This is a genomic window from Bradyrhizobium sp. AUGA SZCCT0431, assembly GCF_018131065.1.
In the GTDB taxonomy this organism is placed as follows: Bacteria; Pseudomonadota; Alphaproteobacteria; order Rhizobiales; family Xanthobacteraceae; genus Bradyrhizobium.
In genome coordinates, this window is the sequence record NZ_JAFCLR010000015.1 from 76,254 (window position 1) to 89,552 (window position 13,299).

A 13,299-nucleotide genomic window follows, 5' to 3' on the forward strand; every position below is an offset into this window, starting at 1 on the left:
GGGGTATGAATGATGCCGTTTCCATTACCCGCGACCTCGTCCGCTGCCCTTCCGTCACCCCGGCCGATGCCGGCGCGCTCGGTGTTCTCGAAAACCTCCTGAAGGCCGCCGGCTTCGAGGTGCATCGCGTCACCTTCAGTGAGCCCGGCACATCAGACATCGACAATCTCTATGCCCGCATCGGCGATCGTGCCCCGCACATCACCTTCGCCGGCCATACCGACGTGGTGCCCGCCGGCGACGAAGCGGCATGGAGCCATGGCGCATTCTCGGGCGACATCAAGGACGGCTTTCTCTACGGCCGCGGCGCGGTCGACATGAAGGGCGGTATCGCCTGCAGCGTCGCGGCGGTGCTGCAATATCTCGCGGACAATGACGGCAAGCCGCGGGAAGATGGCAAAGGGTCGATCTCGTTCCTGATCACCGGTGACGAGGAAGACATTTCCGTCAACGGCACCATCAAGCTGCTGAAGTGGTGCGCCGAGCGCGGCGAGAAATTCGACCATTGCGTGCTCGGCGAACCCTCGAATGTCGAGGTGCTCGGCGATTGCATCAAGGTCGGCCGTCGCGGCTCGCAATCCGGCACGCTGTTCGTCGACGGCGTGCAGGGTCACGTCGCCTATCCGCATCGCGCGGCCAACCCGGTGCCGGATATTTCGCGGCTGATCGTGGCGCTGAGCGACGAGCCGCTCGACCACGGCAGCGCCCAGTTCCAGGCCTCCAACCTCGAATTCACCTCCGTCGATGTCGGCAACACCGCGAGCAACGTCATCCCCGGACAGGCACGCGCGAAATTCAACATCCGCTTCAACGACAACCACACGCAGGAAACGCTGCGGGCGCTGGTCGATGAGAGACTGGCGAAAGCCTGCGGCAACCGCATCCGCGCGCACATCAAATGGGAGCCCTCGAACTCCAACGTGTTCGTGACAAAACCCGGCGCCTTCACCGACCTTGCCGTCAGTGCGATCGAAGAGGTGACGGGACGCAAGCCGGAACTGTCGACCTCCGGCGGCACCTCGGACGCGCGCTTCATTTCGAGCTATTGCCCGGTGATCGAATTCGGACTGGTCGGCCAGACCATGCACCAGGTCGACGAGCGCACGCCGGTGTCGGATCTGGAGAAGCTTACGAAGGTGTATCGGGGCGTGCTGGACCGGTATTTTGCGTGATGGCGTCGCTTCGCTAAACAAAAAACATCGAAAACAACCCCATGCAAAGTATGGATGGGGGCCCTAATAATCCACGCGTACCAGATATAGTCCGTCCGGCGGCGCGACGGGGCCGCAGGCGGCGCGGTTGCGGGCGGCGAGGGCGGCGGCGAGATCGTCGGCGCTCCAGCGGCCTTCGCCGACCCAGACCAATGATCCCACCATCGAGCGCACCTGGCTGTGCAGGAACGAGCGCGCCGAGGTCACGATGGCAACCGCATCGCCGTCTCTGATGACGTCGAGCTGGTCGAGCGTCTTCTCCGGCGATTTCGCCTGGCACTCGGTGTCGCGGAACGTCGTGAAGTCATGCTTGCCGAGCAGCCGCTGCGCGGCGTTGTGCATCGCGTCGGTGTCGAGACGCCGTGGCACCCGCCAGGTGCGGCCGATATCGAGCGCGAGATTGGCGCGGTGGTTGGTGATGCGATAGCGGTAATGCCGCTTCATGGCTGAAAACCGCGCCTCGAAATCGTCGGCTACGATCTCGGCGCTGAGCACGCCGATCGGATGCGGCCGCAGGTGCGCGTTCAACCCGTCGCGCAAGCGACCCGGCGGAAACGGTTTTTGGATATCGCAATGGGCGACCTGCCCCAGCGCATGGACGCCGGCATCGGTGCGCCCCGCGCCGTGCACGCGAACCTGTTCGCCGCAGATCGCCTTGACCGCGGTTTCCAGCGCGCCTTGCACCGTTGGGGCGTTGTCCTGGATCTGCCAGCCGCTGAAGGGGCTGCCGTCATACTCGATGATGAGCTTGTAGCGGGGCATCAGCCGAGCCGCGCCGGCGGCTTGAGCGGCGTGCCGCGCAGAAAATCCGCTGATTTCATCGGCGCCTTGCCGGCGCGCTGCAATTCGAGAATTTTGATCGCACCGTCGCCGCAGGCGATCGTCAGATGCTCGTCGAGCACGTCACCCGGCGCGCCCACGCCCTTGGCCGGCTCGCAGCGCAGGATTTTGATACGCGCCGCTTCGCCGTCGAGCGCGGCCTCGCACCAGGCGCCGGGAAACGGCGACAGCCCGTGGATGTGCCGCAGCACCTCGCGCGCAGGTCTCTTCCAGTCGATCCGCGCCTCGGCCTTCTCGATCTTGGCGGCGTACGTCACGCCCTGCTCGCTTTGCTTGCGCAATTGCAGACCGCCGCGTTCCAGCCCGCCCATCGCGCGCACCATCAGGTCGGCACCCAATGGGGCCAGCGCGTCGTGCAGATCGGCCGCGGTCATCGTGTCCGAAATAGGAAGGCGCTCGGCCATCGCGACGTCGCCGGTGTCGAGGCCGACGTCCATCTTCATCACCATCACGCCGGACTCGGCGTCGCCTTGCATGATGGCGCGGTTGATCGGGGCGGCGCCGCGCCAGCGCGGCAGCAGCGAGCCGTGCAGGTTGAAACAGCCAAGCGGCGGCGCATCCAGGATCGCCTGCGGCAGGATCATGCCATAGGCGACGACGACGGCGGCATCCGCGTTGTGCGCGCGAAACGCTTCGAGTGCGTCCGGCGTCTTCAATGTGGTCGGCGTCAAAACCGCTATGCCGAGCCGCCGCGCTTCCTGCTCGACCGGCGTTACCTGCAGCTTCATGCCGCGCCCGGCCGGCTTCGGCGCGCGGGTATAGACGGCCGCGATGTCATGGCCATGGGCCACGAGCTCCAGCAGCGTCGGCACCGCGAAATCGGGCGTGCCCATGAAGATCAAGCGAAGAGGCATGTGGTGACGATATCCCGAGACGATTTAATTCTACTCGTCATGGCAGGGCGATAGTAGTCTGCTTTGCGCAGACTACGTAAACTTGTCTGCGCTCCCGGCCATCCACGTCTTTGCTGCGGCGAGAAAGAAAGACGTGGATGCCCGGCACAAGGCCGGGCATGAAGGCGGAGCGAATTGCGAACTACTCCGCCGCCCTCTTCGCGGCCTTGGTAAACTTCTTCAGCACACGGTCGCGCTTCAGCTTGGACAAGTAATCCACGAACAAGATGCCGTTGAGGTGATCGATTTCGTGCTGGATGCAGGTGGCGAACAGGCCGTCGGCGTCCTCCTCGTGCACCTTGCCGTCCAGATCGGTGAAGCGCACACGCACCTGCGCCGGCCGCTCCACCGCCTCGTAATATTCGGGGATCGAGAGACAGCCTTCCTCATACACCGACAGTTCCTCGGACGAGGAGATGATCTCCGGATTGATGAAGACCCGCGGCTGCGGCCTGGTCTCGCCGTCCTCGGTCTTCTTGGCCAGATCCATGGTGATCAGCCGCAGCGGCTGCGCGACCTGGATCGCGGCGAGGCCAATGCCGGGCGCGTCGTACATGGTCTCGAACATGTCGTCGGCGAGCTTGCGGATCTCCGCCGTCACCTTCTCGACGGGTTTGGAGACGAGCCGCAACTGTTTGTCCGGCAGGATGATGATTTCTCTTAATGCCATGATGGGGCGATTTAAGCTGCCGGTTTGCCGCGGTCAATGCGCGGCGGAACCGGTTAAGGGGGCCTTAACCATGATTTTTAAGGCGGTGTTAACCACGAAAATTAAGCATCTGTTTACCATAAATGTTCCCTATTCGTTCGTGCTAACCAGCGAATCGGCTACAAGCAGGCCATGAACGAGATTCTTTTTGTGGTCGGCGACCTGCCGATTCGTGTCGTCGACGCGCTGATCGGCTTTGGCGTGCTGGCGCTGGTGCTGCTGCTGACCATTGCCATCGTGATTGCCCGCTCCGGCCGCCGCGGCGCGGAACTCGCGATGGCGCAGGCGATCCGGGCCGACGAGCTGGAGGAACGCCTGAGCGAAATGCTGCGGGCGCAGAGCGAATCCACCGGCCGGGTCGATGCGATGGGACAGGCGCTGGCCGGCCGTCAGGCCGAGATGGCCCGCGCCGTCAACGAGCGGCTGGATTCGGTGACCCACCGGGTCGGCCAGTCGATGGAAGCGACCACGCGCAACACCATGGACAGTTTGCGCGTGCTGCATGAGCGGCTCGGCATCATCGACAATGCGCATAAAAATCTCACCGACCTGACCTCGCAGGTCACGACACTGCGCGACGTGCTCGCCAACAAGCAGTCGCGCGGCGCGTTCGGCCAGGCGCGGATGGAAGCGATCGTCCAGGACGGCATGCCGAAGGGCGCCTACGAATTCCAGTACACGCTCTCGACCGGCAAGCGGCCGGACTGCGTGGTGTTCCTGCCCGACCAGCGCCCGCTCTGCATCGATGCGAAATTTCCGCTGGAAGCGATGACCGCGCTGCACGACGCGCGCACCGACGAAGAAAAGAAATACGCCACCCAGCGCCTGCGCGCCGACGTGATGAGACACATCAACGACATCGCCGAGAAGTATCTGATATCAGGCGAGACCCAGGACACCGCGCTGATGTTCGTGCCGTCGGAATCGGTCTACGCGGAAATTCACGACGGGTTCGACGACGTGATCCAGAAGGCCTACCGCGCCCGCGTCGTGCTGGTGTCGCCGTCGCTGCTGATGCTGGCGATCCAGGTGATGCAGCAGATCCTCAAGGACGCGCGGATGCGCGACGCCGCCGACCAGATCCGCACCGAGGTGCTTAATTTGGGCGACGATCTCGGCCGACTGCGCGACCGCGTGCTGAAGCTGCAAAAGCATTTTGGCGATGTGAATGAGGACGTCCGCCAGATCCTGATTTCCGCCGACAAGATCGAAAAGCGCGCCGGACGGATCGAGGAACTGGATTTCAGCAAGTCCGAGCCAGCGGCTGAAGCCCCGCGCATCGTCAAATCAGGTGCACCGGAGCTGTTTCCCCTGCAACGCAAGCTGCAGGCGGGGGAGTAGGGGCCTACGGAGGCGCTACACAAACGGTGTCATCGCCCGGCTTGACCGGGCGACCCAGTATCCCAGAGGCGGCCGATGGGCCCCGCAGCTTCTACGTCTATATCCTCGCCAGCCGCATCGGAGGGACGCTTTACGTCGGCGTCACCAACGACCTGATTCGTCGCGTTGCCGAGCATCGCCTGAAGTCGGTCAAAGGATTCACGAAGAAGTACGATGTCGACAAACTGGTCTATTTCGAGCAGTTCGATGACGCTGAAAACGCGATCAAGCGCGAGAAGCTACTGAAGAAATGGAATCGCGCCTGGAAAATCAGATTGATAGAAGAACTCAATCCAAATTGGGATGATCTCTACCCCAGCATAACCGGCGTTTGAATGTCTCCGCTATATCCAATTCTCCGTCATACCCCGCGGAGGCGGGGTATCCAGTAGCACGAGGAAATAGTTGGAGAACCGAGGCTTCGCGGAATACTGGATCGTCCGCCTTCGCGGACGATGACAGCCGGGTGGGTGGCTCGGCCGGGCGATGACAGTATCATTTTTGGCGGCCGAATCTGCTAACAACCCTTCATGACCACCAACGAAGCCCCCTCGACATCGGCAACACCCTCGTCTGCGCCGACCTGGCGCGATGGCCTTGCCGTCTATCTGCAGCCGCGCGTGCTGATCGTGATGATGCTCGGCTTCTCGTCCGGGCTGCCGCTGGCGCTGTCGGGATCGACGCTGCTGGTATGGGTCAGCGAGAACGGCGTCAGCCTCGGCACCATCGGGCTGTTCACCCTGGTCGGCACGCCCTACACGCTCAAGTTCCTGTGGGCGCCGCTGGTGGATGGCCTTAACATTCCGCTGCTAACGCGCTGGCTCGGGCGGCGGCGCGGCTGGCTGGTCTTCACCCAACTGCTGCTGATGGCCGCGATCCTCGGACTGGCGCTGACCGATCCCGCACGCTCGCCGTTCTTCGTGGCGCTCGGCGCCCTGCTGGTCGCCACGACGTCGGCAACGCAGGACATCGTGGTCGATGCGTTCCGGGTCGAAAGCCTTGCGGAGAACGAACAGGCCGCCGGCATGGCGTCCTATGTGGCGGCCTATCGCGTCGGCATGGTGGCGTCCACGGCCGGTGCGCTGTTTCTCGTCACCGGCTTCGAGTATGTCGGGCTGAACCGGCTCGATGCCTGGATGGCGAGTTTCGCGGCGATGGCGGCGCTGGTGCTGATCGGCATCGTCACGGTGCTGTGCGCGCGGGAGCCGGAACAGTCCCGCATTGCTGACGCCGCAGCAGGCGGAAAGCCTTCGGTCAGCCGCATCGCCGAGGCCGCGATGGGCGCTTTCAGCGAGTTCCTGACCCAGCGCTATGCCATCGTCGTGCTGGTGTTCGTGATGCTGTTCAAGTTCACCGACGCCTTCGCCGGCGCGATGACAGTGCCGTTCATCATCGACATCGGCTTTACGCGCAACGACTACGCCATCATCGTCAAGGGCGTCGGCCTGGCCGCGACCCTGATCGGCGGTTTCGCCGGCGGCTTCCTCGCGCGCGGCACCTCGCTGGTGACCTGCCTGTGGATCGGCGGCCTGCTGCAGGCGGTGTCCAATCTCACCTTCACCTGGCTGGCGCTGGTCGGGCCGCAGCAATGGGCGCTGACCGTCGCCGTCTCGGTGGAAGCGTTCACCGGCGCGATCGGCACGGTGATCTTCGTCGCCTATCTCTCTGCGCTATGCAAGAACCCGCTGCACACCGCCACGCAATACGCGCTGCTCACCGCGCTGGCGTCAGTCGGCCGCATCTATCTGTCCTCCGGCTCGGGCTATGTGGCCGAGGCGACGGGCTGGCCGCTGTTCTTCGTGGTCTCCGTACTGGTCGCGGTGCCGAGCCTGATCCTGCTGGTGTGGCTGCAGCGACGCGGGCATTTCGATGAACTGGGGCCGGTGAAGGTTTAGGCTGCAAGGGCGTTGAACGCTGTGTCAACAACCTCGGTTGTCGTCCCCGCCGAGTGCGCAATTGCGCACGGGGGGCGGGGACCCAGTATTCCAGAGACATCAACAATTGAACGATAGGCCGCGGCGTACTGGATCGCCCGGTCGAGCCGGGCGATGACAGCGACGTTGTGACTTCGACTAATGCTTGGTCACGACGCTCCACTTGGTGATCACGGCTTCGCTCATCTGCCCGGCATCCTGCGCGCAGGCGACTTCGTCGACCTTCACCGAGATTTCCTTGCCGATGAAATTCTTCAGTTGCGCGGCCTGCGCGTCGTTCGAGGTGATGAGCTGGAACGTTTCGGGGCCGGTCTCCAGATTGCAGAGCCCGTTCGGCGGCGGCAGCCGGCGCGGCTCGCTGGTCAGCTGATAGGTGGCGACGCGTTTGCCTTTCTTGCCGCCGCGAACCTTCATCGCATTGAGTTCCCCCGACAGGACGTCGCCGGCATTGATCAGCTTGCCCGGCTTCGGCGCGGGCTCGGCCTGCTGCGCCCGTGCGGAAGGCGCGGCCAGGGCCGCCGCCATGGTAGCCGCAATACAAAGGCGCTTGGCGAATCGTGATTTCGTCATGTCAGTTCCGTTGTTTTGGTTAGAACAGCGTTCGCTGCCGCATCGCTGCGGATAGCGTACCTTCATCGAGATAATCAAGCTCGCCGCCAACCGGCACGCCATGGGCCAGCCGTGTCACCTTGACGTTGGCTTCCTGCAACAGATCGGTGATGTAATGCGCCGTGGTCTGGCCATCAACCGTTGCATTCAGCGCCAGGATGATCTCGCCGACCTGCTGGTCATGTGCGCGCGCCACCAGCGCATCGATGGTGAGATCCTGCGGGCCAACGCCGTCGAGCGGCGACAGCGTGGCGCCCAGCACGTGATAGCGGCCGTTGGTCGCATTGGCCCGCTCCAGCGCCCACAAATCCGCGACGTCGGCGACCACGACGATGGTGGTGGGATCGCGCCGCGGATCGGTACATACCGTGCAGGGATTTTGCGTATCGATATTGCCGCAGGTCTTGCAGACCTGGATCTTTTCGATCGCCACCTGCAGCGCGCCGGCGAGCGGCGTCATCAGCGCCTCGCGCTTCTTGATCAGATGCAGCGCCGCGCGCCGCGCCGAACGCGGCCCAAGCCCCGGCAGCCGCGCCAGGAGCTGGATCAGACGTTCGATTTCGGGGCCGGCAACCGCAGTAGCCATTTCAGATGAGACCAGGCATTTCAGATATGACCAAGTGCTTCAAGTAAGACCAAGGCCTGGTGGCAGGCCGAGCCCGCCGGTCAGCGCCTGCATCTTTTCCTGCATCGCGGTTTCCGCCTTGCGCCGGGCGTCGTTATGCGCGGTCACCAGCAGGTCTTCGAGGATCTCGCGGTCTTCCGCCTTCATCAGCGACGGATCGATCTTGACGCCCTTCACTTCCATCTTCGCGGTCATCCGCACGGCAACCATGCCGCCGCCGGAAATGCCCTCGACTTCGACATTGCCGAGTTCTTCCTGCATCGCCTGCATCTTCGATTGCAGTTGCGCCGCCTGCTTCATCATGCCGAGAAAATCAGCCATTGGGTTTTCCTTGGGTGCGTCTTCTCAAGATATCGATCAATCGTCGTCGCTGTCCGAACGCTCGGCCGGGTCCTCACCGATCGCGTCGGTTTCCGGCGGCTCGGCGGCAAGCTTGCGCACCTCGACGACCTTGGCGCCCGGGAACCGCGCCAGCACTTCCTGCACGCGCGGATCGGCTTCCGCGGCCCGCGCATGTTCGTTCTTCGCATGCTCGTTCTGCGAACGAACCGTCGGCTGGCCGGTCTCGTTGGAGACGATCACGGTCCAGCGCCGGCCGGTCCATAGTTCCAGCTTGCGGGAGAGATCGCTGACCAGCGCCCGCGCCGCGTGGCGCTCGAGCGCGACTTCCAGCCGCCCATCCTCCAGGCGCACCAGCCGCATGTCGGCCTCGAGTGCCGCCTTGATCAGCAGATCGCGCTTCTCGCCGGCCAGCGCGACGAGCTGCGCAAAACTGGTGATTCGCAAAGCGGGCGCGGACTGCGACTCCGGCGCCGCCATTTGCGGCCGCGCGGACGCTTCCGCGCCAGTTCTCTGCACCGTGGGCGCACGCATCGGCGCTGACGACATGGAGGACACGGTCGAGGCCGGCGCCGCGCGCGAGGGCGCAGCACTTGCCGAAACGACCGGCGAGCCGCCGCCATTTTGTTCAAGCATCCTGATCGCTTCGTCCGGGGTGGGCATGTCAGCGACATAGGCGATGCGCACCAGCACCATTTCGGCGGCCGCCGCCGGCCGCGTCGCGGTCTGCACCTCGGTGATGCCTTTAAGGAGCATCTGCCACATCCGCGACAGCACCCGCATCGACAATTTTGCCGCAAAATCGCGGGCGCGCACGCGTTCAGTTTCGCCATAGGCGACGTTGTCGGCGGTGGCCGGTACGACTTTCACGCGGGTGACGAAATTGACGAACTCGGCCAGATCGGACAGCACCACCACCGGATCGGCGCCGACGTCGTACTGTTCGCGGAATTCCTTGAAGGCGCTGGCGATATCGCCGCGCGCCAGCGATTCGAAGAGGTCGATCACCCGGGTGCGGTCGGCGAGGCCGAGCATCTGCCGCACGGCGTCGGCGCGCACGATGCCGGCTGCATGCGCGATCGCCTGGTCGAACAACGACAGCGAATCGCGCACCGAGCCTTCGGCGGCGCGCGCGATGATGCCGAGCGCTTCCGGCTCGACCTCGACGCCCTCTTTGGTTGCGATGTTGGACAGATGCCCCATCAGCACGTCGGCCTCGACGCGGCGGAGGTCAAAACGCTGGCAGCGCGACAGCACCGTGACCGGCACTTTGCGGATTTCGGTGGTCGCGAACACGAATTTGGCGTGCTCCGGCGGCTCCTCCAGCGTTTTCAGGAACGCGTTGAAGGCCGCGGTCGACAGCATGTGGACTTCGTCGATGATGTAGACCTTGTAGCGCGCAGAGGCCGGTGCATAGCGCACGCTGTCATTGATCTGGCGGACATCGTCGACGCCGGTATGGGACGCGGCGTCCATTTCCAGCACGTCCATGTGCCGGCTTTCCATGATCGCCTGGCAATGCACGCCGAGCGTCGGCATCTGGATCGCAGGCCCCTTCGCCGAGCCGTCAGCCATTTCGTAATTGAGCGCGCGGGCGAGAATCCGCGCCGTGGTGGTTTTGCCGACCCCGCGCACCCCGGTCAGAATCCAGGCCTGCGGGATTCGCCCCGTTTCGAACGCATTCGAAACGGTGCGGACCATGGCCTCCTGGCCGATCAGGTCCTCGAAACTGGAGGGGCGGTATTTGCGTGCCAGCACCCGATAGGGCTTTCCGGCCTCGGGCAGTCCGCCGAGAGCGAAGCCGCCCTGATTGGCGCCATCTGTTTGATCTTCAGGCTTTTCTTGGGGAGCGCCAGCATCACTCATCGGTCGATCCGCAATTGATTGTCTCTCAAGGCCGGTTTGCGGAACGGAGAGGAATCAAGCGCCAAAGGCGGCCCTCGCCGCTTTCAGCGCGATTCGCTCGAAAAACAGGTAGGAGACTGACGAGCGACCCGATCCGGACCTCGTTAGGGCTGCTTCCTTCCGGACCTGACCCGGTTGGCGAGTGGCTCGTCCACCGCCAATCTCCCGGTCCTTATTTGGGGCCAAAAGGGCCGGAAAGCAAGCGGGTAAGCGGGGTTTGCGGGACTTGTGCAGAAACGCGGAAAGGCTTTACTTGCCGTCATTGCCCGGCCTTGTGCCGGGCATCCACGCCTTCCTTTGGTTCCCAACCGGGAAGGGCGTGGACGGCCGGGGATAGGCGAGCGGAAGCGACGCCGTCCTTCAAACGGCTATGCCCGGCCATGACGAGGAAATACGTATGTCCACTGACGCCGCCTGGTCACTGCACTCCCAGCTCAAGAAAGACACCATCGACATCGGCGACCTGCCGCTGTGCCGGGTGCTGGTGATCAAGGACGCGCATTACCCGTGGCTGCTGCTGGTGCCGCGCCGCGAGGGGGCGGTGGAAATCATCGATCTCGACGAGGTCGCGCAGGCGCAGTTGATGACGGAAGTCTCCCGCGTCGCCCGCGCCCTCAAAGAGATCACCAAATGCGACAAGCTCAATATCGCGGCACTGGGCAATCTGGTGCCACAGCTCCATGTTCACGTCATCGCGCGCCGCTCCAGCGACGCCGCCTGGCCGCGGCCGGTCTGGGGCGTGATGCCGCCACTGGCGCATGACGCCGAGGAAGTCCAGAATTTTATCAGCGCGCTCCGCCGCAAGATTTGGCTAGGTTAAATTCATGTCAGTTTTCGATTCGTTTCCACTCGGCAAGCCCGCTTTTGTCACCCACGTTCTCGACCGCGCCGCGCATCTTCGCAGCAATGACGAGAAATTGTTCGCGCTGGAAAGCCACCGCGACGCCCGCGCCTATGTGATCTACCGCGACTCGCTGGTGGTGCGGCAGGAGGCCGGAGGATCGCGCGTCCTGCTCAGCGTCGACGAGGCCGTGAAACTGGGCGCCAATCCGGGCACGATCTTTTTGGGCCTGCGCGACGGTGCGCCGGTTTTCGGCATGGGCATCGCGGCGGCGGCGGTGGAAAAGCTGCTGACGCGCGACGATGTCGCGGTCACCGAACTGCGCGGCATGGTGATGCAGGGCGCCGTGCCGACCGAACAGCTCTCGGCGATCGCGATGGCGAAATCGATGGTGAGCTGGCATCAGCGCCATGGTTATTGCGCCAATTGCGGCACCCGCACCGCGATGAAGGAAGGCGGCTGGAAGCGCGACTGCCCGAACTGCAAGGCCGAGCATTTTCCGCGCACCGATCCGGTCGTGATCATGCTGGTCACTCATGGCGACAGATGTCTGCTGGGACGGCAGAAGCAGTTTTTGCCGGGGATGTGGTCGTGCCTGGCGGGCTTCGTCGAGGTCGCCGAAACCATCGAGGACGCGGTCCGGCGCGAGATTTTCGAGGAATCCGGGATTCACTGCACCGACGTGACCTATTACATGACGCAGCCGTGGCCCTACCCGTCGTCGCTGATGATCGGATGCGCCGCGCGCGCAACCTCGGACGAAATCGTGGTCGACAAGGCCGAACTGGAGGATGCACGCTGGTTCACTCGCGACGAAGTGGCCCTGATGCACAGCCGCACACATCCCGACGGCATGTTTGCCGCGCATCCGTTCGCGATCGCTCACCATTTGATCGGCCGCTGGGTGCATAGGGGAACCGATTCGAGCGCATAGCAGGAACTCTCCCATGGACCAAATCATTACCCCCGGACTCTCTTCTGGGTTCCGGCACATGGCGGAACCGGCATGACGGATTCCGGTATGAACTTTCACGATAAAGCGCCGAAAACCCCGCCGCGCATCCTGTGCATCGGCATGCCGGTGCGCGACCTGACCTTTCACACGCCAGGTGTTCCTGGGCGCGGCTCCAAGGAGAACGCCACCGCATTCGACGAAATCTGCGGCGGCAACGCGCTCAATGGCGCGATCGGCATCGTTCGGCTCGGTGGCCGCGCCTCGATCTGCGGGCCGATGGGCGATGCCAAGGAAACATCTGCTCGCTTCATCTTCGATCAGATGGCGCATGAGGGCATCGAGACGAAACATCTCATCCATATGCCCGGCCTGGTGACGCCGATCTCGGCTGTGATGATCGATCCTTCCGGCGAGCGCACCATCGTGACCTTCCGCGATCCAGAGCTGTGGCATGTGAAATTGCCCGACTTCGACACGCTGCTGGACGACTGCGCCGCCATTCTCACCGAGAGCCGTTGCGCTGAATTCTGCACCGATCTCTGCGCCGAGGCGCAAAGACGCGGCATCCCTGTGATCGTCGACGTCGACCGCGCGATGTCGCTGCGGGAGGGCTTGCTCAACGCGTCTTCGCATCTGGTGTTCTCGAGCGAGCCGCTGCAGGAGACCGCCGATGTCGCCGACGACGCCCAGGCGCTGAAGAAGATCGCCAAACTGACCAAGTCGTTCCTGGCGGGGACCCGCGGTGCGCGCGGCACCATCTGGCTCGACGAGAATCAGGTCATCCAGGAAACCCCGGCCTTCCCGGTCCACACGGTGGACACCCTCGGCGCCGGTGACGTGTTCCACGGCGCCTTCGCGCTCGCGATCACCGAGGGGCAGGAATTGCGGCAGGCGCTTCGGTTTGCCTCGGCTGCCGCAGCCTTGAAATGCACCCGCTTCGGCGGCGCCTTTGCTGCGCCGCAACGTATTGAAGTTGAAGAGCTTTTGAGCCAAGGCCAGAGTACCAACCCGGCCTCGACCGGCCAATAAGATAGGCTTGCTATAGAAGAATTTTCTAT

General features: G+C 63.7%; 14 protein-coding genes and 1 other RNA gene. 7 read left to right on the forward strand and 8 right to left on the reverse strand.

What is annotated here, in order from left to right:
• Positions 1 to 5: 5 nt before the first annotated feature.
• Positions 6 to 1,172 carry a succinyl-diaminopimelate desuccinylase gene (dapE, locus tag JQ567_RS16675; RefSeq protein WP_212439838.1) on the forward strand — a complete coding sequence of 389 codons (1,167 nt, stop codon included), beginning with the start codon at positions 6 to 8 and terminating at the stop codon, positions 1,170 to 1,172.
• 63 nt (positions 1,173 to 1,235) lie between these two features.
• Here the strand turns inward: dapE and truA are convergent, their stop codons facing one another.
• The 3 genes from truA to def all read right to left on the reverse strand — a co-directional run bounded on the left by truA (position 1,236) and on the right by def (position 3,614).
• Positions 1,236 to 1,973, reverse strand: a complete 738-nt coding sequence (gene truA, locus JQ567_RS16680; RefSeq protein WP_212439839.1) for a tRNA pseudouridine(38-40) synthase TruA — start codon at positions 1,971 to 1,973, stop codon at positions 1,236 to 1,238.
• A complete protein-coding gene (fmt, locus tag JQ567_RS16685; RefSeq protein ID WP_212439840.1) occupies positions 1,973 to 2,905 on the reverse strand; it encodes a methionyl-tRNA formyltransferase in 933 nt (310 codons plus the stop codon). The genes truA and fmt overlap by 1 nt, the downstream gene beginning before the upstream one ends.
• A 181-nt stretch (positions 2,906 to 3,086) precedes the next feature.
• Positions 3,087 to 3,614, reverse strand: coding sequence for a peptide deformylase (gene def, locus JQ567_RS16690; RefSeq protein ID WP_212439841.1), 528 nt, complete (start codon positions 3,612 to 3,614; stop codon positions 3,087 to 3,089).
• A gap of 171 nt (positions 3,615 to 3,785) precedes the next feature.
• On the opposite strand from def, the gene JQ567_RS16695 reads away from it, so the two are divergent.
• The 3 genes from JQ567_RS16695 to JQ567_RS16705 all read left to right on the forward strand — a co-directional run bounded on the left by JQ567_RS16695 (position 3,786) and on the right by JQ567_RS16705 (position 6,928).
• Entirely contained in the window at positions 3,786 to 4,994 is a 1,209-nt protein-coding gene (locus JQ567_RS16695; RefSeq protein WP_212439842.1) for a DNA recombination protein RmuC, read from the forward strand.
• Positions 4,995 to 5,020: 26 nt separating this feature from the next.
• Positions 5,021 to 5,368, forward strand: coding sequence for a GIY-YIG nuclease family protein (locus JQ567_RS16700; RefSeq protein ID WP_409363612.1), 348 nt, complete (start codon positions 5,021 to 5,023; stop codon positions 5,366 to 5,368).
• Positions 5,369 to 5,563: 195 nt separating this feature from the next.
• Positions 5,564 to 6,928, forward strand: coding sequence for an AmpG family muropeptide MFS transporter (locus JQ567_RS16705; protein WP_212439843.1), 1,365 nt, complete (start codon positions 5,564 to 5,566; stop codon positions 6,926 to 6,928).
• 177 nt (positions 6,929 to 7,105) lie between these two features.
• Here JQ567_RS16705 and JQ567_RS16710 read toward each other — a convergent pair whose 3' ends face one another.
• The 5 genes from JQ567_RS16710 to ffs all read right to left on the reverse strand — a co-directional run bounded on the left by JQ567_RS16710 (position 7,106) and on the right by ffs (position 10,611).
• Positions 7,106 to 7,537, reverse strand: coding sequence for a hypothetical protein (locus tag JQ567_RS16710; protein WP_212270050.1), 432 nt, complete (start codon positions 7,535 to 7,537; stop codon positions 7,106 to 7,108).
• A gap of 19 nt (positions 7,538 to 7,556) precedes the next feature.
• A complete protein-coding gene (recR, locus tag JQ567_RS16715) occupies positions 7,557 to 8,162 on the reverse strand; it encodes a recombination mediator RecR (protein ID WP_192739177.1) in 606 nt (201 codons plus the stop codon).
• A 39-nt stretch (positions 8,163 to 8,201) separates the two neighbouring features.
• Positions 8,202 to 8,522, reverse strand: a complete 321-nt coding sequence (locus tag JQ567_RS16720; RefSeq protein ID WP_192739178.1) for a YbaB/EbfC family nucleoid-associated protein — start codon at positions 8,520 to 8,522, stop codon at positions 8,202 to 8,204.
• A gap of 36 nt (positions 8,523 to 8,558) precedes the next feature.
• Positions 8,559 to 10,406: a DNA polymerase III subunit gamma/tau gene (locus JQ567_RS16725; protein ID WP_212439844.1), complete on the reverse strand. Its 1,848-nt coding sequence runs from the start codon at positions 10,404 to 10,406 to the stop codon at positions 8,559 to 8,561.
• A 108-nt stretch (positions 10,407 to 10,514) separates the two neighbouring features.
• Positions 10,515 to 10,611: signal recognition particle sRNA small type (ffs, locus tag JQ567_RS16730), an RNA gene on the reverse strand.
• A 231-nt stretch (positions 10,612 to 10,842) separates the two neighbouring features.
• Between ffs and JQ567_RS16735 the strand changes: the two genes are divergently transcribed.
• From JQ567_RS16735 to JQ567_RS16745, 3 genes are all read left to right on the forward strand, one after another.
• Positions 10,843 to 11,265 carry an HIT domain-containing protein gene (locus JQ567_RS16735; protein WP_249165512.1) on the forward strand — a complete coding sequence of 141 codons (423 nt, stop codon included), beginning with the start codon at positions 10,843 to 10,845 and terminating at the stop codon, positions 11,263 to 11,265.
• A gap of 4 nt (positions 11,266 to 11,269) precedes the next feature.
• Positions 11,270 to 12,220 carry an NAD(+) diphosphatase gene (gene nudC / locus JQ567_RS16740; protein WP_212439846.1) on the forward strand — a complete coding sequence of 317 codons (951 nt, stop codon included), beginning with the start codon at positions 11,270 to 11,272 and terminating at the stop codon, positions 12,218 to 12,220.
• Between the two features lie 87 nt (positions 12,221 to 12,307).
• Positions 12,308 to 13,270 carry a sugar kinase gene (locus JQ567_RS16745; protein ID WP_212439847.1) on the forward strand — a complete coding sequence of 321 codons (963 nt, stop codon included), beginning with the start codon at positions 12,308 to 12,310 and terminating at the stop codon, positions 13,268 to 13,270.
• Positions 13,271 to 13,299 lie beyond the last annotated feature (29 nt).

Coding starts and splice junctions, on each gene's coding strand:
- dapE (WP_212439838.1), top strand. CDS start 6: ATGAATGATGCCGTTTCCATTACCCGCGACCTCGTCCGCTGCCCTTCC.
- truA (WP_212439839.1), bottom strand. CDS start 1,973: ATGCCCCGCTACAAGCTCATCATCGAGTATGACGGCAGCCCCTTCAGC.
- fmt (WP_212439840.1), bottom strand. CDS start 2,905: ATGCCTCTTCGCTTGATCTTCATGGGCACGCCCGATTTCGCGGTGCCG.
- def (WP_212439841.1), bottom strand. CDS start 3,614: ATGGCATTAAGAGAAATCATCATCCTGCCGGACAAACAGTTGCGGCTC.
- JQ567_RS16695 (WP_212439842.1), top strand. CDS start 3,786: ATGAACGAGATTCTTTTTGTGGTCGGCGACCTGCCGATTCGTGTCGTC.
- JQ567_RS16705 (WP_212439843.1), top strand. CDS start 5,564: ATGACCACCAACGAAGCCCCCTCGACATCGGCAACACCCTCGTCTGCG.
- JQ567_RS16710 (WP_212270050.1), bottom strand. CDS start 7,537: ATGACGAAATCACGATTCGCCAAGCGCCTTTGTATTGCGGCTACCATG.
- recR (WP_192739177.1), bottom strand. CDS start 8,162: ATGGCTACTGCGGTTGCCGGCCCCGAAATCGAACGTCTGATCCAGCTC.
- JQ567_RS16720 (WP_192739178.1), bottom strand. CDS start 8,522: ATGGCTGATTTTCTCGGCATGATGAAGCAGGCGGCGCAACTGCAATCG.
- JQ567_RS16725 (WP_212439844.1), bottom strand. CDS start 10,406: ATGAGTGATGCTGGCGCTCCCCAAGAAAAGCCTGAAGATCAAACAGAT.
- JQ567_RS16735 (WP_249165512.1), top strand. CDS start 10,843: ATGTCCACTGACGCCGCCTGGTCACTGCACTCCCAGCTCAAGAAAGAC.
- nudC (WP_212439846.1), top strand. CDS start 11,270: ATGTCAGTTTTCGATTCGTTTCCACTCGGCAAGCCCGCTTTTGTCACC.
- JQ567_RS16745 (WP_212439847.1), top strand. CDS start 12,308: ATGAACTTTCACGATAAAGCGCCGAAAACCCCGCCGCGCATCCTGTGC.